This is a genomic window from Salimicrobium halophilum, from assembly GCF_900100295.1.
GTDB classification, from domain to species: Bacteria; Bacillota; Bacilli; order Bacillales; family Halobacillaceae; genus Salimicrobium; species Salimicrobium halophilum.
Genome location: NZ_FNEV01000001.1, coordinates 336332 through 362124, shown reverse-complemented (window position 1 = coordinate 362124; position 25793 = coordinate 336332). Strand labels below are relative to the sequence as shown.

Annotated in this window: 25 protein-coding genes; 9 read left to right on the top strand and 16 right to left on the bottom strand. The window is 44.5% G+C overall.

Annotation, left to right across the window (positions count from 1 at the left end):
• Window positions 1–10: 10 nt before the first annotated feature.
• From BLQ44_RS01990 to plsY, 4 genes are all read right to left on the bottom strand, one after another.
• A complete protein-coding gene (locus BLQ44_RS01990; RefSeq protein WP_093191432.1) occupies window positions 11–298 on the bottom strand; it encodes a HesB/YadR/YfhF family protein in 288 nt (95 codons plus the stop codon).
• 4 nt (window positions 299–302) lie between these two features.
• On the bottom strand, window positions 303–530 hold the full coding sequence (gene yidD, locus BLQ44_RS01985) for a membrane protein insertion efficiency factor YidD (RefSeq protein ID WP_093192012.1): 228 nt from the start codon (window positions 528–530) through the stop codon (window positions 303–305).
• Window positions 530–1465, bottom strand: a complete 936-nt coding sequence (gene folE2, locus BLQ44_RS01980; RefSeq protein ID WP_093191428.1) for a GTP cyclohydrolase FolE2 — start codon at window positions 1463–1465, stop codon at window positions 530–532. Before folE2 ends, yidD begins: the two co-directional genes overlap by 1 nt.
• A gap of 111 nt (window positions 1466–1576) precedes the next feature.
• On the bottom strand, window positions 1577–2158 hold the full coding sequence (gene plsY / locus BLQ44_RS01975) for a glycerol-3-phosphate 1-O-acyltransferase PlsY (protein WP_093191425.1): 582 nt from the start codon (window positions 2156–2158) through the stop codon (window positions 1577–1579).
• Between the two features lie 184 nt (window positions 2159–2342).
• Here plsY and BLQ44_RS01970 point away from each other — a divergent pair, with 184 nt between their 5' ends.
• The 7 genes from BLQ44_RS01970 (at window position 2343) to BLQ44_RS01940 (ending at window position 12255) form a co-directional block, all read left to right on the top strand.
• Entirely contained in the window at window positions 2343–3371 is a 1029-nt protein-coding gene (locus BLQ44_RS01970) for an ABC transporter ATP-binding protein (RefSeq protein ID WP_093191423.1), read from the top strand.
• Window positions 3368–4894, top strand: a complete 1527-nt coding sequence (locus tag BLQ44_RS01965; protein WP_093191420.1) for an ABC transporter permease/substrate-binding protein — start codon at window positions 3368–3370, stop codon at window positions 4892–4894. The genes BLQ44_RS01970 and BLQ44_RS01965 overlap by 4 nt, the downstream gene beginning before the upstream one ends.
• 11 nt (window positions 4895–4905) lie before the next feature.
• Window positions 4906–5319, top strand: coding sequence for a CoA-binding protein (locus BLQ44_RS01960; RefSeq protein WP_093191418.1), 414 nt, complete (start codon window positions 4906–4908; stop codon window positions 5317–5319).
• Window positions 5320–5483: 164 nt separating this feature from the next.
• The gene (gene parE / locus BLQ44_RS01955) at window positions 5484–7439 is read left to right on the top strand and encodes a DNA topoisomerase IV subunit B (RefSeq protein ID WP_093191415.1); all 1956 of its coding nucleotides are present in this window, start codon (window positions 5484–5486) and stop codon (window positions 7437–7439) included.
• A gap of 15 nt (window positions 7440–7454) precedes the next feature.
• Window positions 7455–9893 carry a DNA topoisomerase IV subunit A gene (parC, locus tag BLQ44_RS01950; protein WP_093191412.1) on the top strand — a complete coding sequence of 813 codons (2439 nt, stop codon included), beginning with the start codon at window positions 7455–7457 and terminating at the stop codon, window positions 9891–9893.
• An 82-nt stretch (window positions 9894–9975) separates the two neighbouring features.
• Window positions 9976–11124, top strand: coding sequence for an NAD-dependent epimerase/dehydratase family protein (locus BLQ44_RS01945; protein WP_093191410.1), 1149 nt, complete (start codon window positions 9976–9978; stop codon window positions 11122–11124).
• A 15-nt stretch (window positions 11125–11139) separates the two neighbouring features.
• The gene (locus BLQ44_RS01940) at window positions 11140–12255 is read left to right on the top strand and encodes a glycosyltransferase family 4 protein (protein ID WP_093191407.1); all 1116 of its coding nucleotides are present in this window, start codon (window positions 11140–11142) and stop codon (window positions 12253–12255) included.
• Between the two features lie 293 nt (window positions 12256–12548).
• On the opposite strand, the gene BLQ44_RS01935 is transcribed toward BLQ44_RS01940, so the two are convergent.
• The 7 genes from BLQ44_RS01935 to BLQ44_RS01905 form a co-directional block, all read right to left on the bottom strand.
• Entirely contained in the window at window positions 12549–13388 is an 840-nt protein-coding gene (locus BLQ44_RS01935; RefSeq protein WP_176757392.1) for a CvfB family protein, read from the bottom strand.
• A 27-nt stretch (window positions 13389–13415) separates the two neighbouring features.
• Window positions 13416–14417, bottom strand: coding sequence for an LLM class flavin-dependent oxidoreductase (locus BLQ44_RS01930; protein ID WP_093191401.1), 1002 nt, complete (start codon window positions 14415–14417; stop codon window positions 13416–13418).
• Window positions 14418–14434: 17 nt separating this feature from the next.
• Entirely contained in the window at window positions 14435–14815 is a 381-nt protein-coding gene (locus BLQ44_RS01925) for a helix-turn-helix transcriptional regulator (protein ID WP_093191399.1), read from the bottom strand.
• A 121-nt stretch (window positions 14816–14936) separates the two neighbouring features.
• Window positions 14937–15932 (bottom strand): zinc-binding dehydrogenase, encoded by a 996-nt coding sequence (locus BLQ44_RS01920; RefSeq protein ID WP_093191396.1) that lies wholly within the window; start codon window positions 15930–15932, stop codon window positions 14937–14939.
• Between the two features lie 109 nt (window positions 15933–16041).
• Window positions 16042–16812: a LysM peptidoglycan-binding domain-containing protein gene (locus BLQ44_RS01915; RefSeq protein ID WP_093191394.1), complete on the bottom strand. Its 771-nt coding sequence runs from the start codon at window positions 16810–16812 to the stop codon at window positions 16042–16044.
• Between the two features lie 133 nt (window positions 16813–16945).
• On the bottom strand, window positions 16946–18559 hold the full coding sequence (locus BLQ44_RS01910) for an ABC-F family ATP-binding cassette domain-containing protein (protein WP_093191391.1): 1614 nt from the start codon (window positions 18557–18559) through the stop codon (window positions 16946–16948).
• 77 nt (window positions 18560–18636) lie between these two features.
• Window positions 18637–18846, bottom strand: coding sequence for a cold-shock protein (locus BLQ44_RS01905; RefSeq protein WP_407690356.1), 210 nt, complete (start codon window positions 18844–18846; stop codon window positions 18637–18639).
• A 165-nt stretch (window positions 18847–19011) separates the two neighbouring features.
• Here BLQ44_RS01905 and BLQ44_RS01900 point away from each other — a divergent pair, with 165 nt between their 5' ends.
• Entirely contained in the window at window positions 19012–19692 is a 681-nt protein-coding gene (locus BLQ44_RS01900; RefSeq protein ID WP_093191386.1) for a SurA N-terminal domain-containing protein, read from the top strand.
• Between the two features lie 37 nt (window positions 19693–19729).
• Here BLQ44_RS01900 and BLQ44_RS01895 read toward each other — a convergent pair whose 3' ends face one another.
• Both BLQ44_RS01895 and BLQ44_RS01890 read right to left on the bottom strand, forming a co-directional pair.
• Window positions 19730–23248 carry a dynamin family protein gene (locus BLQ44_RS01895; RefSeq protein ID WP_093191383.1) on the bottom strand — a complete coding sequence of 1173 codons (3519 nt, stop codon included), beginning with the start codon at window positions 23246–23248 and terminating at the stop codon, window positions 19730–19732.
• Between the two features lie 22 nt (window positions 23249–23270).
• Window positions 23271–24230: a P1 family peptidase gene (locus BLQ44_RS01890; RefSeq protein ID WP_093191380.1), complete on the bottom strand. Its 960-nt coding sequence runs from the start codon at window positions 24228–24230 to the stop codon at window positions 23271–23273.
• 70 nt (window positions 24231–24300) lie between these two features.
• On the opposite strand from BLQ44_RS01890, the gene BLQ44_RS01885 reads away from it, so the two are divergent.
• Window positions 24301–24573 (top strand): acylphosphatase, encoded by a 273-nt coding sequence (locus BLQ44_RS01885; RefSeq protein WP_093191378.1) that lies wholly within the window; start codon window positions 24301–24303, stop codon window positions 24571–24573.
• Window positions 24574–24618: 45 nt separating this feature from the next.
• On the opposite strand, the gene BLQ44_RS01880 is transcribed toward BLQ44_RS01885, so the two are convergent.
• The 3 genes from BLQ44_RS01880 to BLQ44_RS01870 all read right to left on the bottom strand — a co-directional run bounded on the left by BLQ44_RS01880 (window position 24619) and on the right by BLQ44_RS01870 (window position 25781).
• Window positions 24619–24855, bottom strand: a complete 237-nt coding sequence (locus BLQ44_RS01880) for an indolepyruvate ferredoxin oxidoreductase subunit alpha (protein ID WP_093191375.1) — start codon at window positions 24853–24855, stop codon at window positions 24619–24621.
• A 99-nt stretch (window positions 24856–24954) separates the two neighbouring features.
• Window positions 24955–25494, bottom strand: a complete 540-nt coding sequence (locus tag BLQ44_RS01875) for a histidine phosphatase family protein (RefSeq protein ID WP_093191373.1) — start codon at window positions 25492–25494, stop codon at window positions 24955–24957.
• Between the two features lie 80 nt (window positions 25495–25574).
• Window positions 25575–25781 carry a DUF6501 family protein gene (locus BLQ44_RS01870; RefSeq protein ID WP_093191370.1) on the bottom strand — a complete coding sequence of 69 codons (207 nt, stop codon included), beginning with the start codon at window positions 25779–25781 and terminating at the stop codon, window positions 25575–25577.
• Between the last annotated feature and the right edge of the window lie 12 nt (window positions 25782–25793).

Sequence of the window (25793 nt, the reverse complement as noted above, 5' to 3'; positions counted from 1 at the left end):
TATTTATTCATTATTCATAAGAGATATTCGGTTCTTCCCATTTCTCATCGTACGAGACGTGCAGGGAATAGGTGTCGAAATACCATTCATCGGATTTCTCCACATAAAAAGTGATGCCTTCGACATTCGTTTCTGCGACAGCTTCGTAGGGCGTGTCGACTTTGATGCCGAGCGAAAATCCTGGCTGCAGGCCACCGACGCCTCCGTATCTTACATAAAATTGCATAGCATCTGTTTCACTTAGGTCGAGCTCTTCTTTGTACCACTTTGCTGCGTCGTTTGTCACTGTAATATCCATGTCATCACTCCTTCTGTTTTTTCTCCGGTACCAGATCGACACCACCCGGATGGAACGGATGACATTTCAGAATGCGTTTCCCTGTAAGGTAGAAACCTTTCAGGAAACCGTGCCGCCTGAAGGCGACGAGTCCATACTCCGAGCACGTCGGGTAGAATCTGCACGTCGGAGGGGTAAAGGGACTGATCCCTTTCCGGTAGAAGGTGATCAGTCCGATCATCATTCTGCTCATCATCCCAGTTCATCTATCCGTTTGTCGAACGAAATCGTTGCAATCGCATCGTGCAAGTGAATGGATTCTTCGTTTTGACAGGACACTTCGAAAGCTTCGACGAATGTGTATTCATAAAGGTCTGCGGCTACAAGGCGGACCATGTCCTCGACGAAGCGTGGGTTTTCGTAAGCCTGTTCTGTCACCATTTTTTCATCCGGACGTTTGAGTACCGGGTGGATTCTGGCACTGGCATTCGATTCGGCAGCTTCTAAGAGTGCTTCTTTCCAGTCCATCGTCGTCTCATCGAAGTCGTCGGAGAGTTCAACAGACATAGATACATTTCCGCGCTGGTTATGGGCGCTGTATTCACTTATTTCCTTGGAACATGGGCATAGGGTCGTAATTTTACCCGTCAACCCTGCTTCGATGTCGAATCCGGTATCTGCTGAGTATGAAACGGTGATATAAGCATCGGCATGGTTCATTCCTGCGAGTTCTGAAGATGGTCCTTTACGCTCGAAGAACCAGGGGAACTCCACCTGCACGAACGCATCATTCTGTTTCAGGCGTCCGGCCAGCTCCTGAGTGAATTCTTTCAATGTCTCCATATCTACGGTGAAACCGTTCTCGCTGTATTTCGTCAATTGTTCGGTGAAGCGGCTCATATTCGTTCCTTTGCTTCCTCTGGCAACGGAAGAGGAAAAGGTGAATGTGCCGATAGTCGTCTGCTCATGTGGTGTAAGCGAACTATTTACCTTGATCGGATGTTTGACATTGTTGATGCCCACGACGTCTATAGAAAAGAGGAAATCCTGTTTCGAATTCTGCAGGTCAGGCATTTCAGATTTATCGGTAGGTTTATATTTCGGACCAGGGTCTACAGATCCGAATAGTTTATGACGTTCTTCTTTCGTTGGCAGAGAAGTTGATTGTTGTTTATAGGTATTGTGCATAACTGAGACTCCTTTCCGGACATTTCTACAAAGAAGTATACCTTATCGTAATTTTCATTTACAATATAAATGCTTCAAGGCAACGTTCGAAGAAGTGAACGTTGCCTGATTTTACATCCATGTGATTTTCGGTTCTTCTTTATTCTTGATTCTTTTAATATTCGAACGATGACGATATATCACAAAAGCAGTGAGGACTCCGATTACTACCGTGAGTAAATATTCCTGTTGGATAATCGTAACGCCGAGCGTAACGATACCGGTGACCATGGAAGACAGAGAGACATATTTACTGAGGTAAAGAACTATGAAAAAAGTAAGCAACATAATACCGAACAGAAGCGGGTTAACACCGAGAATGATCCCTCCTGATGTCGCTACGGCTTTTCCGCCTTTGAATCTTGCGAAAATCGGATACATATGACCGATGACGGCAACGATCCCGATGATCACCCCGTTCAACTCTGTACCCATCCATAAAGGCAGAGCTGCGGCGAGACTCCCCTTCAAAATATCGGCGACTGTAACGAGCAAACCGGCTTTGATGCCGAGGACACGGAAAGCATTGGTCCCTCCAAGGTTCCCGCTGCCGTGTTCCCTGATATCTATATTGAATCCGATTTTACCGACGAGGAGGCCGGAAGGAATAGAACCGAGCAAATATGCGATGATTGCGAATAAAACGAACTCCATTTCTTTGTTCCTCCAATCAAGAAAGATATCTCTAGTTTATCATGCCTAAAAATAAAAAAGAACGCGAAATTAAGATAGTTAATTACTTAGTAGCAACTCCGAATAAGATTTAAAACACGTTTCATAATGATTATAAAGGGTACTTTATAATCATTATATTTACAATGAAGAAAGAAGGTATTGGATGATCACATTCGAAAACGTAGGTAAGGAATTCCCTGACGGAACAAAAGCAGTCAGCCATTTCGATTTACAAGTAAAAGAAGGGGAGTTCATTACTCTTATCGGACCCAGTGGTTGCGGGAAAACGACGACGATGAAAATGATCAATCGTCTTATTGAACCGACCGAAGGCTACATATACATAAACGGTAAAAAAGTGAAAGATCACCCCGTCCATGAATTAAGGTGGAATATCGGATATGTTCTGCAGCAGATTGCTCTATTTCCTCACATGACTGTCGAGGAAAACATAGCGATTGTACCAGAAATGAAGAAATGGAAGAAACAGAATATCTCCTCCCGAATCGATGAATTGATGAATATGGTCGGGTTGGATGCAGCCACGTACCGGAAAAGAAAACCTTCAGAATTATCCGGAGGCCAGCAACAAAGGGTCGGAGTCGTCCGAGCACTCGCCGCAGATCCTGATATCATTTTGATGGATGAACCGTTCAGTGCTCTCGATCCGATAAGCAGGGAACAATTGCAGAAAGATATACAGGCTCTCAAGCAGGAAATTCAAAAAACAATCGTCTTCGTAACCCACGATATGGATGAGGCATTGGCACTCGGGGACCGCGTTTGTCTGATGAAAGAAGGCGAAATAGTCCAGGTGGATACCCCACAGGAACTGATTTTGAATCCTGCCAATGATTTTGTGAAAGATTTCATCGGAGAACGCAAAAGTCCCTGGCAGACGGCTGTAGATGTTGTCATGTCCAAAGGTCATACCTCACCCGAAGGGACGGAATTCATCGTAGATGAACAGGGACGGTGGCAAAATGGAAAAAAAGACGGACAAGAAGTGGACATGCCTATCCTTGCTAATAGCAACACGCTGAAGGAAGCGGCGGATCGTCTCGAATACAGCAAGCATCCTTCACTTCCTGTCGTGAAGGATGGAGAATACCTCGGTTACGTTACGTATGAGAATATCGTGCGTTACCTCAAAGATACGTCAGAAAGAAATGGTGGTGTCACAGAAGGATGAATGAATTCATACAAGTGTTCGAACAGAGGCAGGATGAATTTTGGATCAAGATATGGGAGCACCTTCAGATTTCGATCATCTCTCTCGTGATCGCTACGCTGATTGCTGTTCCTCTGGGACTTTTATTGACAAGAAGTGAACGTACTGCGGAACCGATCATACAGGTTGCTGCCATTCTGCAGACGATTCCAAGTCTTGCAGTGCTGGCATTTCTCATTCCGTTTTTCGGCATCGGCCAGACCCCGGCCATCATCGCGCTGACCGCATATGGACTATTACCTATTCTCAGAAATACATACACGGGAATCAAGGAAGTCGATAATTCCCTGCTAGAAGCTGCTACAGGGATGGGGATGAACTCCTTCAAGCGTCTATCGAAAGTGGAATTGCCATTGGCTATGCCGGTCATCATGGCTGGTATTCGAACGTCGATGGTACTCATTGTCGGTACAACTACGATTGCCGCCCTGATTGGAGCAGGAGGACTCGGAGATCTTATCCTTTTAGGTCTGGACCGTGGAGGAGATCCGAACCTTATTCTGCTCGGAGCTATTCCGGCGGCATTGCTGGCGATTTTCCTGGATGTCATTTTGCGTGTGCTGGAGAAATCATCAGCAAAAAATGGAATTCGTACGATGGGTATATTGTTAGCGGTAGCTGTATTGATAGCAACCACACCACTCGTATTTAACGGAGAAACAGAAAATGATCTTGTCATCGGTGCCAAGCTGAACGCAGAACCGACGATTCTGATTAACATGTACGAACAATTAATCGAGGAAGAGACGGATATTGAAGTAGGACTCGAGCCTAATTTAGGAAAAACGGATCTCGTCTTCAGTGCGCTTCAGGAGGGTAGTATCGATATCTATCCTGAATTCACAGGGACCGCCCTTGTATCCCTGCTTGATCGACAACCGGAAAGTTACGAAGCAGAGCAGGTATATCAGCAGGCGAAAGAAGGTATGGCTGAAGAATATGATATGGCTTACCTCGAGCCTATGCAATATAACAATACGTATGCCGTTGCTACGACTCAGGAATTTGCAGAGCAGCATGACCTCGAGACGATCGGCGACTTGGCTCCGATCGACGACCAGGTAACCGCCGGGTTCACGCTCGAGTTCAACGATAGACAGGATGGTTACCAAGGAATGAAGGAACTGTACAATCTTGAATTCGGAGAAGTGAAAACGATGGATCCCGGATTGCGTCAAGGAGCTATCGAGAACGGAGAAGTGGATATCATCGATGCGTATGCGACGGATAGTTACATGGTTGAATTGAATTTGAAGGTTCTTGAAGACCCTGAGAATCTGTTCCCTCCGTACCAGGGAGCTCCGCTTATGAGACAGGAAACTCTTGATCAGTACCCTGAAATCGAAGAAGTTTTAAATCAGCTCGGTGGTAAGATTACAGGAGATCAGATGAGGGAAATGAACTATCAGGTGGACTATGAAGATAGAGATCCAGCGGAGGTTGCCAGAGAATTCCTTATCGAAGAAGGATTATTGAATGAATAGGAGGTTATGTCATGAGTTTTACCAACCCCGATCAGGAAGTGATTGCTGAAGTGTTGAAGTCGTCCTCGACCATAGCGGTTGTCGGGTTATCCGATCAGCCGCACAGGACGTCTTATCAAGTCAGTGAAGCAATGCAGAAAGCGGGATATAAAATCATTCCCGTGAATCCCAACATCAGCGAGTCTTTAGGTGAAAAAGCAGTCTCCTCGCTCAAGGAAGTGGAGGAAGATATTGATATCATCAATGTATTCAGACGTTCTGAGTTTTTGCCTGAGGTCGCTGAAGAAGCAAAAGAGAAGAATGCTAAAGCATTTTGGGCACAGCAGGGAGTTTTTCATCCCGAAGCCGACAAAATCCTTAAAAACAGTAATCAGACTGTTATCATGGATACGTGCATTAAAGTAGCCCATGCTATGATGGTATAACCCCCTTTCTCCTAGGGGGTTTTTCTTATTTAGCAATAAATAACTTTTTTTATCATCCAAAAAAAGCTACAATATAACGAGCGATAAGGTTTACGTTTACATTTACGAACGTTTGTTCTAATATAGAAGTATAAAGAAGGAACGGTAGGAAGGAGAACTTACGTATGGCGACAAAGCAGGATTATAACGATAGTTCGATTCAGGTATTAGAAGGCTTGGAGGCTGTGAGGAAAAGACCCGGGATGTATATCGGATCGACCGATCATCGTGGTCTTCATCACCTCGTTTTCGAAATTGTAGATAACTCCGTGGATGAGGCTCTTGCAGGACATGGGGAAACTATCACAGTGACGCTCAAAAACGATGGAAGTGTTTCTGTAAGTGACAATGGTAGAGGAATGCCTACAGGGATGCATCAGACTGGAAAACCGACTCCTGAAGTCATCTTGACGGTTCTCCATGCCGGAGGTAAATTCGGTCAGGGAGGTTACCAATCCAGTGGTGGTCTGCACGGCGTAGGCGCAAGTGTGGTCAATGCTCTGGCGGAATGGCTTGTCGTTGATATTTACCGGGAAGGGACCCATTACAGGCAACGTTTTGAAAATGGCGGACTTCCGGTCACTTCCCTGGACAAAATAGGGAATACGAAAAAATCAGGTACAACGATCACTTTCAAACCGGATACTTCCATTTTCTCAACGGTCAACTTCCACACAGAGACGCTGATGGAAAGGCTTAGAGAAGCCGCTTTTCTTCTGAAAGGTCTCGAGATCAAACTGATCGACGAAAGGGAAACCCCTCATGTTGAAGAAGTCTTCCATTATGAAGATGGTATCGAATCATTCGTCGCCTATTTGAATGAAGAGAAGGAGACACTGCACCCGGTTGTTTCATTTGAGGGGAAACATTCCGGAATCGAAGTCGACACGGCCTTCCAATTCAACGACGGGTATACGGAGAATATTCTCTCTTTCGTCAACAATGTGCGTACGAAGGATGGAGGTACTCACGAGTCAGGAGCTAAGACAGCGATTACCCGTGTGTTTAATGAATATGCTCGCAGAACACAACTCCTTAAAGAAAAAGACAAAAACCTTGAGGGGAACGACATACGTGAAGGGTTCACTTCTATTATTTCTGTACGTATCCCTGAAGAGCTGCTTCAGTTCGAGGGTCAGACCAAGAGTAAATTAGGCACACCGGAAGCCCGCTCTGCTATCGATAACGTAGTGGCGGAACGTCTTGCATATTTCCTCGAGGAGAACCCGGAAACAGGCACCATGCTGATTAAAAAAGCGATCAAAGCGAAAGCTGCCAGAGAAGCGGCACGAAAAGCAAGAGAAGATGCAAGAAGCGGGAAAAAACGGAAGAAAAAAGACGCCCTCTTAAGCGGAAAATTGACACCAGCCCAGTCCCGCAATCCTAACAAGAATGAATTGTATCTCGTAGAGGGGGATTCTGCCGGAGGTTCCGCGAAACAGGGGCGAGATCGGCGGTTCCAGGCTGTATTGCCGTTACGCGGAAAAGTGATCAACACAGAAAAAGCGAAAATCGATGATATCTTCAAAAACGAAGAAATCTCAACGATTGTTCATACCATAGGAGCCGGCGTAGGCAATGATTTCTCGATCGATGAATGCAACTACGATAAAGTCATCATAATGACGGATGCTGATACCGACGGTGCTCATATCCAGGTTCTTTTGCTCACTTTCTTCTATCGTTACATGAAACCGCTGATCGAGGAAGGAAAAGTATTCATCGCTCTTCCGCCGCTTTACAAGATTTCCAAAGGCAAAGGAAAGAAAGCCCAGGAGGAGTATGTCTGGGATGAAGAGGGACTCGAAGAAGTGTTGAGTACGTTCAAGAACGGATATAATATCCAGAGGTATAAAGGTCTGGGTGAGATGAACGCTGAACAGCTCTGGGAAACGACGATGGATCCTGAATCCCGGACACTTATCCGTGTCACGATTGATGATGTGGCCATGGCGGAGAAGCGGGTTACAACACTTATGGGGGACAAAGTGGCTCCTCGCAGAAAGTGGATCGAATCCCACGTTGCATTCGGTCTCGAAGACGGTGCTAATATATTAGAAAATGAAAAATTGCACGATTAACAGGAGGAAGTTTTTATGGCTGAAACGGAAAGGCTTTTAGATCTACCACTTGAAGAAGTATTAGGAGACAGATTTGGACGATATAGTAAATACATTATTCAGGAACGCGCGCTCCCTGATGCCAGGGACGGGCTGAAGCCTGTTCAGCGAAGAATTCTTTATGCTATGCAGCAGGAAAAGAATACAGCGGATAAACCATACAGAAAGTCGGCGAAGACGGTCGGTACCGTCATCGGGAACTATCACCCTCACGGAGACTCCTCGGTTTATGAAGCGATGGTCCGACTCAGTCAGAGTTGGAAAGTCAGATATCCCCTCGTTGAAATGCACGGCAACAATGGAAGTATCGACGGAGACCCACCGGCCGCAATGCGTTATACGGAAGCGAGGCTCGCAGGGATCTCCACGGAATTGCTCAGGGATATTCAGAAGAATACGGTCGAGCATATCCCGAACTTCGACGATACCATTGAAGAGCCTACGGTCCTGCCAGCTAAGTTCCCCAATTTATTAGTGAATGGCTCCACCGGTATATCTGCCGGTTATGCTACCGAAATTCCACCTCATCGCCTGGAGGAAGTTATCGATGCTGTTATTATGCGGATAGATTCCCCTGAGGCTTCTGTGGATAAGCTGATGACGAAGCTCCCCGGACCTGACTTTCCGACAGGTGGAATCATCCAGGGAAAAGAAGGCCTTAAGGAAGCGTATGAGAACGGAAAAGGGAAAATCATTGTCCGTGGTAAAGCCGAAATTGAACGGATCAAGGGCGGTAAAGAACAAATTGTGATCGATGAAGTGCCTTACGATGTCAATAAAGCGACGATGGTTAAGCGTATGGATGAGTTGCGGATAGATAAGAAAGTCGAAGGAATTGCAGAAGTTCGTGATGAGACGGATCGTACCGGACTAAGGATCGTCATCGAATTGAAGAAAGAAGCGAACAGTGAAGGCATCCTGAACTATTTATATAAGCATACAGACCTTCAGGTATCTTACAGTTTTAATATGGTAGCGATTTCTGATCGTTCGCCCAAGCTGATGTCTCTTCCTATGATCCTTGATTCTTACATTACTCATCAGAAAGAGGTAGTCACGAATCAGGCGAATTACGATTTGGAGAAAGCGAAAAACAGAGCTCATATTGTAGAAGGCCTCATCAAAGCGATTTCTATCCTTGATGAAGTGATCAGTACGATCCGTGCCTCCAAAGATAAGAGCGATGCAAAAGAAAAACTGAAGAATGCCTATTCCTTTTCGGAGGCTCAAGCTGAGGCGATTGTAACCTTGCAGCTTTATAGATTGACGAATACTGATATCACTTCTCTCGAACAAGAGGCTGAAGAACTTCAGCAGACCATCAAAACATTAGAAGAGATTCTCGCAGATGAAAACAAGCTCTTGAAAGAAATCAAGAGTGATCTACGCAAAATAAAGAAAGAATATAAAGATGAAAGACGGACCGTGATCGAAGAGAAGGTGGAAGAGCTGAAAGTCGACCTGGAAGTGACCGTGGCAAGTGAAGATGTGCTAGCTTCTGTTACAAAAGACGGTTATGTGAAGAGAACAAGTCTCCGTTCCTATACTGCTTCCCAGGAAGAGGACCTCCCACTGAAAGAGGGAGATCATTTGCAGAGGCTGATAGAAATAAATACTACAGATACGTTGCTGTTGTTTACCAACCTCGGGAAATATCTGTATATTCCAGTTCACAAATTGCCTGATATCCGGTGGAAAGATCTTGGACAGCACGTAGCGAACCTCGTACCTATTGAAGTGGGAGAGAAAATCATCGAAGCAGTCCCTGTCCGTCACTTTGATACAGAGGACTATCTTGTTTTTGTCACGAAAAACGGGATGGTTAAGCGAACCATGTTGAAAGAATATCAGGCTCAACGTCACTCCAAACCATTAGTGGCGATCAACACCAAAAAAGATGATGAAGTCGTTTCCGTCCAACGATCCGGCGGTGGAAAAGATATCATGATAGCCTCCGACAAGGGCTACTGTTTAAGGTTTGAAGAAAACGAAGTGAATCCTGTCGGTCCCAGAGCTGCTGGGGTTAAAGGAATTCATTTGAAAGACGGAGAAGCCGTCGTTTCCGGCCAGGTATTCGATCCGGAGGAAGCGAACATCGTCTTTGTCGTTTCGCAACGAGGAGCTGTCAAACGGATGGATCTGAACGAATTCGAGAAAGGATCCAGGGCGAATCGGGGCATCATCGTTTTCAGAGAACTTAAGAAAAACCCGCACCAGCTGGTCCGCTTGCTTATTCTTCCTAAAAAATCGGTGGTAGATATATTTACTGAGAGGGACATGCTGCAGGTAGAGCCTTTCCAGTATCGCACGAAAGATAGATATAGTAATGGAACTTTTGTGGTTGATACCGAACAAAATGGGGAAGTAGTAGGTGCGCGACGTAAAGTAGAGTATGAAAAACCTACGTGGGAATAAATGTCTTTTCTCGAAATAATGGCGCTTTATGTCACGATAATGTTATTCTATGAATGTATGTTGATTTAGGAGGGAAAGAATTATGAAAATTATTGTTGCCGGAGGCGATGGCTTCTGTGGTTGGCCAACCGCTTTATATCTATCTAAGCAAGGCCATGACGTAGCTATCCTCGACAACCTGGTACGACGAAAAATCGATGATGAGTTGCATTCGAACTCAGTAACACCGATCGCTTCTCTTGAAGAGAGAGTGGAGAAGTGGAAAGAGTTGACGGGTAAAGAAATAAAAACGTTTGTAGGGGACTTGAATCACTACGACTTCCTGACTCAGGTTTTCAAGCAGTTCGAACCTGACGCTTTCGTTCACTTCGCTGAGCAACGTTCAGCTCCTTATTCCATGATTGACCGTGACCATGCCGTTTACACGCAATCAAACAATGTCATCGGGAACTTGAATGTCCTTTACGCGATCAAAGAACTTGCGCCTGAGTGTCATCTGATCAAACTGGGCACGATGGGTGAGTACGGAACACCGAACATTGATATTGAAGAAGGTTATATTGAAATAGAACATAAAGGTCGTAAGGATCTACTTCCTTATCCTAAACAGCCTGGTTCTTTCTATCACTTGTCTAAAGTTCACGATAGCCACAACATTCAATTCGCATGTAAAATTTGGGGCATCCGTGCAACTGATCTGAACCAGGGCGTCGTGTATGGCTTACATACCGAAGAAACGAAGAAAGACCCTGTCCTGAACAACCGCGTTGATTATGACGGCGTCTATGGAACAGCGCTGAACCGTTTCATCACTCAGGCTGCTATCGATCATGACCTTACTGTGTACGGTTCAGGTAAGCAGACGAGAGCGTTCTTGAACATTGAAGATACCGTTCGCTGCGTTGAAATCGCTGCTGAGAACCCTGCCGACCAGGGTGAATTCCGCGTATTCAACCAGTTTACAGAGTGGTTCTCCGTCAAAGAGCTGGCTGATAAAGTTCAAAAGGTAGCAAAAGAAGAGGGAATCGATATTTCCATCGATCATTTGGAAAACCCTCGTGTGGAAAAAGAAGAGCACTATTACAATGCAGTGAATACGAAACTTCGTGACCTTGGCCTTGAACCTCACTTGCTGACGGATGATGTCATTCGTGATATTCTCCGTACAGTTGTCGACCATAAGGGACGTATCATCAAGGACAACGTGCTTCCGTCTATTTCCTGGAAGTAAAGCGGGGTATTTCACTTGAAAATTGTTATAGTAACAGAAACATTTTTGCCTTCTACAGACGGGGTTGTAACCCGTCTGAAGGAGGCTATTACGTATATACACAAACAAGGCCATGAAGTAGTAGTTATTGCTCCGGATCTCGGAGTGAAAGAGTTTGACGGGGCTATAGTGGAAGGGATAAAACCGACGAAACTTCCGGTGTATTCTTCGAAGTATTTTTCTCTTCCTTCCAAAAAGGTTGAAGCGCTTCTGAAAAAACATAGCCCGGATATTGTACACGTAGTAAACCCTGCGCTCGTCGGCGTTTCAGGCGTTTATTATGCCAATAAACTCGGTTTGCCTTTGCTTGCTTCTTATCATACGCACGTACCGAAATACCTGGATTTTTATAACCTGTATCCGTTCAAACCTCTTTTCTGGTGGTATTTCAAAAAGCTTCACAGTTATGCACACGTGAACGTATGCACTTCACATGCCATACTCAAAGAATTACAGCAGAAGAGGTTCCATAACCTCGAAGTATGGAAACGTGGTGTAGCTATCGATCATTTTCATCCTGAACGGAAGTCTGAGCAGATGAGAAGTCGTTTATCCAATGGGAATGTCGATGATAAGCTGCTCGTATTCGTCGGACGTCTTGCTCCTGAAAAGGAAATCCATAAAATCAAACCGTTGTTAGAACAAAGAGATGATATATCTCTAGCTATAATCGGAGATGGACCAATCCGTGAACAACTCGAGAAGCAGTTCGAGGGAACCAAAACGATATTTACCGGGAATCTACATGGGGAAGAACTCGCAGAAGCCTTTGCTACAGGAGATGCGATGATTTTTCCTTCGATAACGGAAACGCTCGGTCTAGTCATACTAGAAGCGATGGCTTCAGGACTACCTGTAATTGCCGCACATAGTGGACCGACCCAGGAACAAGTCGTCGATGGTGAGACAGGATTGTTATTCGAAAATGAAAACACCGAAAGCATGATTGATGCCGTACAGAAACTGGAAGATCCAGACTTGCTTCAGTCTTTAAGTGAAAACGCGAGAAACGAAGCTGAGAAATACGGGTGGGATAAACCATCCGAACAGATTTTAGAACTGTATAGAAAAACAATTTCAATATCCAAATAAAAAACAACTCCCGTTACAAATGTATCAGGGAGTTGTTTATTTAACTTCATACATAGTAGTAACTCCGAAATCAAAAACAAAACCATCATTAATTAATCTTTGTCTCACTATCAAGAGTAAACTTGCATTTTGAGATGAGTGAACACATTTCAGTATAACTTCCTATAATATATATTATGTAAACTAAGAAATTTATTAAAACATACAAGGTGCTTTTTTGTTGCTTACACTCTTCTCTTCTTAATCTTTAGATATAAAATACAGCAGTAATATAGAAATCACTGCTGCTGAATTTATGTGTGCTTAATGACGGTCCGATCTTGTTCCTGTATAACTTTATCTTCTTTCATCAATTTACCTAGCGCTCGTTTGAATGCTGATTTACTGATGTTGAATGTGTCCCGGATTTCCGTAGCATCACTTTTGTCCGTGAAATACATAACACCATCGTTATCTTCCAGATATTCATAAATGAGTTCTGCATCTTCTTTCTGACTCCATTTTTTTACCGGTCGCAAAGATAGATTCAATGTTCCATCTTCTTTGACAGCAATGACACGTGCAGTCAGATCTTCTCCTAAGCGTGGTTCTTCTTTTCGTTCATCAGGGTGAATGAATCCACGGTACCCTTCTTCCGTGAGTACTGCTGTCCCAGCTTTTGTCGCTTTATAAACCCGTACGGCAGCTTCTTTATTCAGTAACTCTTCTGGAGCTTTCTCTAAATCCTCCATAACTTCTTCTTCCGTAATAGGTTTCGCTTCAAGCCTTCCTTTTTTATCTCTTTCCAAAGAAACGAACAAATGGTCTCCTTCTTTCGGCCAAACGGATTTGAACGCAGGAAGTTCATCTTTTGAGACAAGAATGTCTTTACCTTCGACTCCTATGTTCACAAAAGCTCCCAAATGAGGCAGGATACTTACTACTTCCGCCCACCCGAATGAATCGACGGTCGCTTCTGGAAGTGTTTCACTTGCCACGAGATTTCCTTCTTTGTTCAAATAAAGAAACACTTGTACTTCTTCGTTTTCTTTAAAAGTGCTCTCTGACGTTTCAATCGGAATTGTCTGCCCTCCGATATTAACCATGTTGTTGCTATTTATCGTTCCTTTTTGGATGGTACCTATGTTTTTCATATTAATTCCTTTCTTGCTTGCTGATGCTTACTGTAAAGCATCTACAGCCTGTTTAATTTTTTTGTAAGACATCTTTTTCTTTTCGAAGTCAAAAATGTTAGTGATAAGTAAAAACTCATCAACCTGATATTCCTCAGACAAGTCCTTCAGTTGTTCAGCTACCTGCGAAGGAGTCCCTATCAGGCATCTTTTGCGATTGGTTTCTATTTTTATTCTCTGTTCATCTGTTACATCACTGAGGTCAATTTCTTCAGGCGGATACACCCGGGTATCCAACCCTTGTTCTACTTGTAGCAACCAGTGATCCTGGCTTTTGGCAAGAAATTCAGCTTCTTCCTCAGTGTCTGCACATACTGCAAAAATACACATCGTCACTCTAGGGTGTTTCATATCGAATTTGGGCGTGAAACGTTCTCTGTACGTATCTATTGCTTCTCTCGCTTTAGAGGGGCTTATAAAATATCCATACGTGAACCCGGTTCCGTTCAGCGCTGCATGCTTTGCTCCCCGTTCCGAAAGGCCAAGCACCCATACTTCAGGGTTTCTTTGTGTCGCAGGTTTCGCTTTTACCCCGAAATAATCATGCCCTTTGGGTAATTCATCGTGTAAAAATTGCTGGAGCTCCTTCACTTGTCTGGAAAAAGAACTCAGTGGCTTGTTGAGACCATCGGTTAATGCAGCCCTCGTCTTCTGCCCACCACCCGGAGACCTCCCTAATCCGAGATCGACTCGCGCGGGGTAAAATGCCTCGAGCATTCTGAACGTTTCGGCCACCTTTAATGGGCTGTATTGTGGAAGAAGGACACCCCCAGAGCCTACTCTTAAAGTCTCAGTATGATGCAATATCTGACTTATAGCTATTTCAGGTGCAGAACTGGCGAGCCCATTCGTATTATGATGTTCAGCCATCCAGTATCTATGGAAACCGAGGGATTCTGTATGCATAGCCAACTCTACTGAACACCTCAGTGAGGTTTCAGCGTGCTCTCCTATAGAAATCGGTGCCTGATCAAGAACGCTTAATTTCACTGTTGATCTCCTACTCCTTACTTATAGATATCTCTCATAATTTTGTTTAATATTTGCTGCTGTTCTTCAAATAAAATTTTATATCTTTTCTTCAACACTTCAAATTCTTCTCTTCCGGAGTCAGTCAAATAGTACCAGTACACTTTTTGTCTTTTCTTTTCATATGATTTGTAATCTTCTTTTCTATGCAACAGACCTTCTTTTGTCATTTCATGTAGTGTATCAAGCAATGTTGAAGGAGCTGGAATCCAATTTTTCGTCAATGTTTTGAATTCTTTTTTGAAATGTTCACTGATCATAGGTTGGCTTACCTGCAATAAATGCATGATATAAAATTTCGTGAATTGAGCTGCACTCATATTCAGTGCAAACTTTTTCGGATTATTTTTGTGGCTCATAAAACTCCCCTCCTCTCTATATTTTACAATAGCGAAGAGGGGAAAGAAACAAATAAGAACATCTGTTCACATATTGGTTTTTATTATTTTTGGGTATCGGAGTTACTACTAAGTATGAAGATTAATTAAATTTCAGTCCTAATTTCCCCAGGTTCTTGGATTCTTTGATGTAAGCAAACGCTTCTTGGCAGTCTGTTGCATCAAAGATCTTATCCATGACAGGACGGATATCTTTTTCTTCCACGAATTGCAGCATTTCTTTCCATTCTTCCATACTGCCCATCGTTGAACCGAGAAGGTTGTATTGCCCATAAAAGAAACTGCGAATATCAAGTTCAATGATATCCTCCGTCGTAGCTCCGAAAGTGACGATTGTACCGCCTCTTCTCACTATGTCAATGGATTTCTGGAATGTCTGCTTTCCGATGCTCTCCACTACAACGTCGACAGTCTCTTCAGCGAGAGCAGCATTCCAATCTTCGTAAGTATCAATGGCCTTGTCTGCTCCCAGTTCAAGCGCCTGTTTCTGCTTATCCTCAGACCTTGATGTCACAATGACTCTTGCTCCGATAGCCTTCGCAAACTTCAAGGCAAACGTAAGTACCCCACTGCCTATTCCCGGCAAAAGAATAGTATCCCCTTTTTGGATGTTGGCCCGTGTGAATAAGACGCGGTAAGCCGTCAATGCAGCCAAGGAAAGGACACCCGCTTCTTCCGATGTTAGATGGCCGGGTTTTTTCGCCAAGTTCTTCGCTGGAATTTTAATATGCTCAGCAAAAGTCCCATCATCCGGAAAACCTACGATTTCATATCCTTTAGGGGGAGCATCACTTTTCTCATCCCAACCAAGCCCTGGGTAAACAACGACTTCATCTCCTTCACTGACACTCGTAACGCCTTCTCCTGCTTCTGCTACCACACCGAAAGCGTCTGAACCCGGAATGAAAGGCCCGCTGTCAGGGTCATGTTTGTTTTCGATGACTGCTACATCCCTTCTGTTCAATCCTCCTACATTCACCTTTAAAAGGCATTCTTCAGAGCTTATCTCAGGCTTCTCCATCTCTCTGTAGGAAAGTCCAGGGATGCCCGATTTATTTTCATGTACAATCGCTTTCATGTTTCAAACTCCTTTCTGTGGGAAAATATATAACTAGCTTATCAATAAATGTCACAAAATAAAATAAAAAGCCTACCTTGTGAGGTAGGCTTTCTGATAAAACGCTCTATTAATCTAGAACTTTAACAGTTACGGAACGGCGACCGAAGTCTAGTGCATCGCCTCTGTTAGGCATGAAGACATCGATGCGGTTACCGTTGATGGCACCACCAGTATCTCCGGCGATAGCTGTACCATATCCTTCAACCCATACTTTAGAACCGAGTGGAATCACGTTAGGATCTACCGCGATCACTTTTTGGTTAGGGTTCGCTCTCAAGTCTTGTCCTGTTGCGGTAACGCCACTGCACCCTGTGCAATAAGCTGTATATGCTGTCGCTTCAGCTGTGAACTGTTTTACAACGTCGTCCTGGCTGCTTTCTGTCGACTGCGTAGTGTTACTGCTTTGGCTTGCACTGCTGGAGTTGCTAGTAGAAGCTTTGACTGCTGCGCCGCTTCCTACAGCAAGTTGATCTCCGGGATGGATCAAGTTACTGGAAAGGTTGTTCCAGCTTTTCACCTGAGAAACGCTTGCGCCATGACTTTGAGCGATGGAATAAAGCGTATCTCCGGACTTGACTGTATAAACATTGGATTCCGCTTTGACTGCTGTGCTTCCGGAAGAAGCTTGTCCATCAACAGAAAGATTCTGCCCTGGATAGATGATGTTAGAGCTAAGCCCGTTCATAGATTTCAATTGACTTACGGATACATTATATTTCTGAGAGATGCTCCAAAGTGTATCTCCCTTATTTACGTTATAATCCTCAGCGCTTACCGTCGTTGCGAATGCACCTGTAAGTGCTGCTGTAGTTGCTAGTGTTACGATTTGCTTTTTCATTTCCTAATTCCTCCTTGCGAGTTATCTCATCTGCACAATACCCATAATAACAGGTACAACAGATAATTTAAGAACAAGGAGCTAACAAAGAGTTTGCAAATCTAACATTCATGTTTCACTGATGTTACAACCACTAGATTTTCGCGGCTTCCGCCTGTGCTTTCGCATCGTCCAGGTATTCATCGTAGGACATTTCCTTATCCACGATGCCGTTTGGAGATATTTCTATGATTCTATTAGCCACCGTCTGAATGAATTCATGGTCGTGGGAAGCGAAGATTACGGAACCTTTGAAATTCGCCACTCCTTTGTTCAACGACGTAATGGATTCGAGATCCAGGTGGTTGGTCGGTTGATCGAGAATAAGCACATTGGCTCCGGAAAGCATCATTTTAGATAGCATACAACGTACTCTCTCTCCTCCGGACAATACGTTCGGACTCTTGAGTGCTTCTTCCCCTGAGAACAACATCCGGCCAAGGAAACTGCGCAGGAAGGTTTCTGTTTCGTCTTCCGGTGAATATTGACGGAGCCACTCCACCAGCGTTTTTTCATTTCCTTCAAAGAAACGCGCATTATCTTTAGGGAAATAACTTTGAGAAGTGGTTACTCCCCATTTATACGTCCCCTCATCCGGTTCCATTTCTCCTGCAAGGATTTCAAGCAACACGGTTTTCGAAGACTCATGAGAACCGACGAGAGCTACTTTGTCATCCTTATTAAGCGTAAAGCTTACATTGTCGAGCACTTTTTCTCCACCGATCGTTTTCGACAGATTCTCCACCGTCAATAGATCGTTTCCTATTTCACGGTCAGCCTGGAACGAGATATAAGGATACTTCCTTGAAGAAGGCTGGATATCATCGAGGGTAATCTTATCGAGCATTTTCTTCCTGGATGTCGCCTGTTTGGATTTCGAAGCATTGGCGCTGAAACGTGCAACGAATTCTTTCAGCTGTTTCACTTTCTCTTCTTTTTTCTTGTTCTGTTCTTCGGCCATCTTTCTTGCCAATTGACTGGATTCATACCAGAAATCATAGTTCCCTACATATACCTGGATCTTCTGATAGTCCAGATCAGCGATATGGGTACATACGTTGTTCAGGAAGTGACGGTCGTGAGAAACAACGATGACCGTATTTTCAAATTCGATAAGGAATTCTTCAAGCCAGCGTATCGCATGAATGTCCAGATGGTTGGTAGGCTCATCCAAAAGCAATACATCCGGGTTGCCGAAAAGGGCCTGTGCCAAAAGAACTTTCACCTTATCATTAGCAGCGAGTTCACTCATCTTCTTATCATGGTCGGCATCGTCCACACCGAGCCCTGTCAATAGACGAGCCGCTTCCGATTCAGCTTCCCACCCGTTCATTTCAGCAAACTCTCCTTCGAGTTCTGCTGCTCTCATGCCATCTTCTTCCGTGAAGTCGCCTTTGGCATAAATGGCATTTTTCTCTTCCATCACTTCATACAGGCGTTCATATCCCATAATTACGGTATCAAGGACATTGTATTCATCATAGGCGAAATGGTCCTGCTTCAACACAGCGAGCCGCTGGTTTTTCCCAAGAGCTACATCTCCGGTCTGTGCTTCGATCTCTCCACTCAATATTTTAAGGAACGTCGATTTCCCTGCTCCGTTCGCACCGATGAGACCGTAGCAGTGACCTTCTGTGAACTTGATATTTACATCATCGAATAGTTTTCTATCTCCGTAACGCAAACTGACGTTTTGTACTTGTAGCATAATTCATCCTCCATTCCAAAATTCCTATCCATTATATCAGGAAATAGCAAAATAAAAAACGCGGAATCCCGCGTCTCTTATTGGTTATAGTATAAACTTTTATTTTCGACGACTTGAAGAACTTTCGTCGATCTCTTCATTTCACTGTTGCACATCGGACACGTGTGTTCTTCTTTGTCTTTGAAATTGTCTCTCATCCAGCAGTTGCAATCCTCTGCTGTACATTCCCATATGGATGTTTCTTCTTCCGGGGCTTTTTCCTGGTTCTGTCTTCCGAACGCCATCATGCTTCACCTCTCATTCTAGAGAATAAACAATTATTTTAATTTTACTACTTTTCTTCGATAAAGTCAAAAGAGTGTGGCATAAATGTGTAAATCCTCCTGCACGTTTTACACGGAAATACCTGTATGCTACACTCCAATTAACGCTTTACCGAAAGGAGCTTTTTCATGAAAAAAGTAATCGTCATCGCTTTATTTCTGACAGCGACACTTCTGGCTGCATGCTCATCAGACGACAGCAGTAACGGAGGTTCCGACAATAATGAACAGTCCGATGGAAGTGGAAATGGAGGCGAAGCCGCTGCCGTTGTAAACGGAGAAGAAATCTCCCAGCAGCAATTCGAATCCAATGTAGAAAGTGTCAAACAACAATATGAACAATTCGGTATGGACCCTTCCGAACAGGAAGAACAAATCAACCAGACAGCAATCGATCAGCTTATCGGTACGGAATTGGTGATCCAGAAAGCAAACGAATCAGATATTGAAGTGACAGAAGAAGAAGTGAACAAGCAATTCGATCAAATGAAGAAACAATACTCGGAAAACGACCAATGGGATAAATTCCTCGAACAAAATGGTATGACCGAAGAGGAAGTAAAAGAAGAGTTGAAAACGAGTGCGAAAGTCCAAAAGTACGTTGAAAACAACGTAGACGTACCGGAAGTAACGGATGAAGAAGCGAAAGAACAATATGATAAGATGGCTGAACAGCAGGAAGATATCGGTAAGTTCGAAGAGATGAAAGACCAGATCAAACAGCAGTTGTCTTCTCAGAAACAAAGCCAGGCCGTCAACGACCACATCAAACAACTTCGCGAAGAAGCGGACATCACAGTAAATGTATAATATGTAAATTAAAACCCCCGGCTTTCCGGGGGTTTTTTTATATGATGTCTTCCATTCGCTTTTTCAATTCCACCAGCTGTGGCGTGGAGAGGGACGTCGTACTGTTTTCTCTGAGATTCGCATAGTAATGACTGAGTTTTTCTTGTAGAGTCTGCATCTCTTTTACTATCTCCTGTTCGTAACCATTGCTATAGTAGGATTCGAACGTCTGCTCGACAGACCCAAGTGCCTGATCGAACATTGCGGGTAGCTCCTCGGAAATCTCCTCTTTCAATTGCTCTTTTTTATTCGCTTCAAACAACTGCTTCGTATTCGTATAATTTCCGATGTTACCAGTCAGTTCAGTATAAGCAGGAAAAGTTACGCGGAACGACGGTGTTTCTAAATCCGTTCGAGGATCATCCGCACCGAACGGCTTGGAATCGGTGATCTGTTTCACCTGTTCGGTCACTTTGTTCTTTCTTTCTTTTACACTAGCCGCCACAAAGTGTTCCATACGGAGGGTCAATGCCTGACATTCATTCGTCAGTTCATCCTCATACCCCTGGATAAGACGCTTGATGGCACTATCCAGCTGTTCTTTCACTTCGAACTTGTTCCCCTTGATCGTACCAGGATTCACTTCTTCTTTGAAGTTGTCCGTCAGCTGCAATTGTTGCCGCTCCTTCATGTAATGGAACTGTTTCCTCAATTTCTGGACAATGACAGTAGCATCCACGTTCGTCTTCTCAGCTTGCAGAACTTCAGAGATCTTCCTTTCTTCTTCCTGCCACTTTTTCATCCGTGCTTGTTTTTCTGTCTCATCCGCTTTCGCATAGTCGATCAGCTCTTCGGTGAATGTGAGGGATTCTTTCATGTCCTGTTCGATGGACTGATAAACCATCGACTGCAACTCTTCATGTATGAAGGTTTCAAATTCTTTTTCGAACGGGGGAAGGTCACTCTCCTCCCTTCGTCCTTTTCTCGCCAGAAGGCTTGAAACGGTATGCAGTCGTGGGCGCCTTACCCCATAATACGTCAACTGAGATCGGATATACGTACGTACGGATTGGAGATCTTCCTCGCTTTGTGCCAGGTCGCTGGCATTGATGATGAAAAACATTTTATCGACAGCGAATGAATCTTTCACTCGACCGAGCTGCCGCAGGAAGCGGGCGTCGGCTTTTGTGAAGGGATGATTGTAGTATGTCAGAAAAAGAATCGCATCCGCTTCTTTAATATAATTGAAGGATACGTCGGTATGCCGATCATTGACGGAATCCGCTCCCGGCGTATCTACAAAAGTGATGCCCTGTCTCGTATAGGAAGAGTCTACATAAAAATCGATCATTTTCACAAAGATGGAATACGATTCTACACTGACGTAATCCGCAAATTCTTCCCGTGATACCTGCTGCTGGCTGTCCAGGAGGTTTCCCATAGAAGAATAACCGGACTGGAACGCTTCAAGCATCGTCTTTTTTCTGGTTTCGAGTTGCGAAGCGTCCTTATCCATTACATCTTCGAGGGAAGAGGCTTCCAGAAAAGAAAACGCAGCAAGCATCTCTTCTTCGGAATAAAACGTAACCGTAGCGGTCTCATGCGGATGACTCGCATCAGGAGGCATGACACGGTTGATGGAAGCCGTCGTCGGGTTCGGAGATGTGGGCAAGTAATCATCCCCTAACAGCGCGTTGATGAAAGAGGATTTCCCGGCACTGAATGCTCCGAAAAGGGCGACAGTGAACTGCTGATTGTCCAATCGCTCTTTCTTCTCTGTGATGGATTCATAGAACGTGTTCAGAAACTCATAATCTTTTATCAGCGGCAACAGTCGATCGGCTCTGGTCCGTGTATGGTCCAGGTTATAATCTTCAGACTCCCGGATTTCCACACTCTCCGCCTTCTCCATACGCTGATCCGTCTCTATATCAAGCGTCGCAGACTCGTCGATCGTTTCCCGTCGAGATAGGCCCTGTTCAATAACTTCCTCGTCATATGATATACCCGTGTCATTGTAAACATCACGTAGCTGCTTCTCTTTTTCTTTCCATTTCTCTATTTGCTGCTGAAGTTCAGCTTCTATCTCCTGTTTCTGCTTCACATCTTCCTGCGTACCTTCTTCGACAAGTGAATGCTCTCTCGTCTCCTGTTCTTCCAGCTGCAGCTTCATCTTCCTGTAAATCCGCTCGGTCTCCTGCTGATACAACTGTAGAATCCGCTTACTTAAATCCTCCATATACCGCAGCACATACTCTCCGGTCACACCCGCTCCCCGGGCAATCGCATCTTCCAACACCTGTTCTTCGACATCCAGGTGAAAATGACGGATTTCTTCTTCCAATTCTTCACTCGTAAGGGAACTCTCTTCTGTGAGCTCTCGCAGCCTGTCCCGGAGCGGCCACTCCAGATTCTTTTCAAGCGTTTGTTGCAGGTGATCACGGAAAGTCTTCGTCCTGAATTCCCGTTCTTCTTTCGTTTTTTCCCTGGTGAAAAGAAAACCTTTCTTGAAGTTCGGCTGCATCGCTTCGAGGTAAGACGCTGCATCATCTCTCAAGACGGCAGGAGTAATGTACGCATTCTTAAGAAAACCTCTCACTCGTCTTTTGTATAAATCCTCCAGACGTATCTTCTTCTCTTCGTACGTATGCTGTACGCTCTGAATCTTATTTTCCGCTTCTTCCACTGGAGAACCCTCATAGGTTTTCAGCTGCTCTTCATAGGCCTCGATGTCATATTTCATCCGGAAAGCTTCGCTGAATTCATCAAACAAAGATGCCAGATGATCCTGTCGTACACGGGTTTCCATTTTGCGTCGCAGGTGGTTACGGAGCTGTTCATTCCCTTCCCAGGAAGCCGAGAATGAGGGATGCATCGTCGTATAGAAAATCCCGTCCGGCTCCAACCCATAGCTATCGAGCCATTCAAGAACCGAAGCGCAAAATTCCTCAAACGGCACTTCCTCTTCCCTGTGCTTGTCCATCTGATTGATGACCAGGGTGAAGGGGAGCTGTTTCGTTTCCATTTCCTGAAGGAAACTGCTGTTGACTTCTGATTGGACATGGTTGTAATCGACCACATAGTAGAGATGATCGATGACGTGCAGCGACCCTTCCGTAATCGTCCGGTCCATATCGTCTGTGGAATCGACGCCGGGGGTGTCAATGAACTCCACATCTTCAGGGAAGGTAGCGTCAGACTTATATATAGAAAGAGAAGAGATTTGACGGTTGTCTTTGCACATCTCTTTCAGCCGCTCGATATCTCGGGATTCTTCTACGGCAATCGGCTGCTTTTCATCATTATAGGCGATCGCCTTTTCGTCTCCTTTTTTCAGACGGACGATATTCGCACTCGTCGGAATCGGACTTGAAGGGAGAACGTCTGTACCGGCCAAAAAATTGATCAGCGTAGATTTTCCGGCGGAAAAGTGTCCCGCGAACCCGACAGCGAACGTACCTGTGATTTCCTTTTCGTACAGATCCAATACTTTCTCCGCCTGCTGATGCAGACCTTCCTGCTTAAGAAACGCGTAGAGTTGCTTCATTGTGTAAGAAGTAGATTGTACCATCGTCATATATGTTCTCCTTTATTGCCAATCATTCGATATCGTGATAAGCGGTCAGTCCGTAGGCCGTATGGGCATGTTTGACCGCATCTGTCACCGCCTGTTCAATAGCATAGACTGCAAGCGACGTAAGGGAAACGAGGGGGGCTTCCACTTCCCCTTCACTCATTACAAAAAGAGCGTCCCCATCCATCGGCGTATGGACCGGACGGATGCTTCTGGCAAGACCGTCATGGGCGGAAGCAGCTAACTGATTGGCTTCTGATTTATGTAAGCGTGCATTCGTGGTAATACAACCGATCGTCGTATTTCCCTCCGGCGTTTGCTCCAGAGCCGGGGAATTTCTCAAAATTCTTTCCGTATCCAGAAAGCCCGTGCCCTTCTCATAAGCACCGGCGATGATCCGATTTGTATTCGGGTCTATTATATCACCGAAAGCGTTCACTGCAATACACGCCCCCACTTTCACCCCGTCCGATTCTACAGCATATACACCGATCCCTCCTTTCATAGCATAGGGGAAACCACTTATTTTCCCTATACTCGCCCCTGTTCCGGCCCCATAATTGCCGGATGAAAAGGGAGATTCGGCAAATGCTTCCTTCGCTGCTTCATAGCCATAGCTTAGATCCGGATAAATAGCAGGTTTCTCAGGAAAGAAATCGAACAGTATTGCAGCAGGCACTACGGGCACACGATGATCCATGACCTCGAATCCAATATTCCTCTCTTCCAAGTATCTCATTACTCCCCCGGCTGCATCTAATCCGAAAGCACTTCCTCCACTCAGAGTGACGGCATGGATTTCCTGGACCGTGTTCTCCGAACGAAGAACATCCGTTTCCCTCGTCCCCGGCGCCTTCCCTTGTACACTCACTCCTCCTACAGCTCCGTGTTCATGGATGATTACTGTCGTACCTGTACCACCTTCTTCATTCGTATAATGACCATATTTGAACGATCCTACATCTCGAATATCGATATTCTTCATAAAAGATCCCTCCAGGTTTAAACTGACTCCTTAGCAGGTAAAGACAAACACGAGAGAAAGGAGTGAGCTAATGATCAAACAGATGATTGTACACGGCCGGGTCCAGGGAGTCGGTTTCCGGATGACCGCCAAGCAACTAGCAGATACTTACCATATTGAAGGACAGGTCCAGAACAAACAGGATGGTACGGTTGAAATCATAGCAAATGGCGAGGAAGATAATATGAATTCCTTCATAGCTAAAATCAAAGAGGGGCCTTCACCGGCCGCTCGTGTCCAGCATGTGGATATGATAGACCTGGATGGACCTGCGCGCTTCAATGGCTTCAAAATTATCGGATGATGAAGAAAAAAGCTGCCTATAGAAAGGCAGCTTTTACTATGCTATTTATTCTTCAAAGAACTTACGGTTCATCTCGATGTATGGTGTTTCTTCTTCAGGTACTTCATCTTCAATATAGATAGCCTCTACCGGACAAACTGCTTCGCAAGCTCCACAGTCGATACAAATAGCCGGGTCGATATAGAACATATCTTTCCCTTCTTCTATACAATCAACAGGACATACTTCTACACATTCACCTGATTTTTCCGTTTTACACGGAGATGTAATGACAAATGCCATCGTTCTCATTCCTCCTTTTTATAAGATAAACCTTCCCTCTATCTTAAATTAGAAAGAAGCACTATGTTTCATCATACCGATAATGAGCATAGCCTGCAATTAATTCTCCCAAATTCTATTAAAATTCCACGTTCCGTTTTCTTTTTCGAGCAAGAAGACGTCCGGATAAGAAAAGTTCTTCCATTCCTGAAAGGAAACAGACTTCCCGAAGTATTCCAGAATAAAAGCGAGAAGATTCCCGTGAGTCACGATCAGAGGATACGAATAAGGCTCAAGCTCATCCAGGAAAGAACTGACTCTTTCTTTCGCCTCCCGGGACGATTCCCCGTCTCCGACTTTCATCTCCCTGTCTTCGAAACTGTCTTCTAAAATAGCTTCCCAATCATTCAATGGAGTCTCGCTCAAAATTCTTTCTTTCAAGCGTTCATCTGTATGAATCGGAAGCTCGTGATGTTCTGCAAATGGTTTAATCGTTTCGACCGCACGTAAAAACGGGCTGGAGAAAATGACCTCACAACAACGGTGTTCATTAAGCACGTCCACAAGCCTTCTTGTGTTCTCAAGACCTCTATGGCTCAAAGGTGAATCCCGGTGCTGTCCTTCCGCTTCTGCATGCCTGACGACTATCACTCGATCCATCTACAAAACCTCACTTTGTGTGTGAATAGTACAAGTATTCCCGAATCATCCGGTTTTCACACGTGAATATATGATTCTTTCTACTTCTGCTCTTCGAAATAGTTCTTGTAAAATCCACCCATCCGACCGGAATCATCGACGATGAAATAAAACTCTTCACTTTCATTTTTCACATCATAGATTTTTCCGGGTGTCAGTACGTCATCGACGACGAACTTCTCTGCGTTATTGTGTACACATTTGATTTGTTTGATAGTTTCATTTTCATACCACGTCTTGTGAATCATGCTATCCCTCCT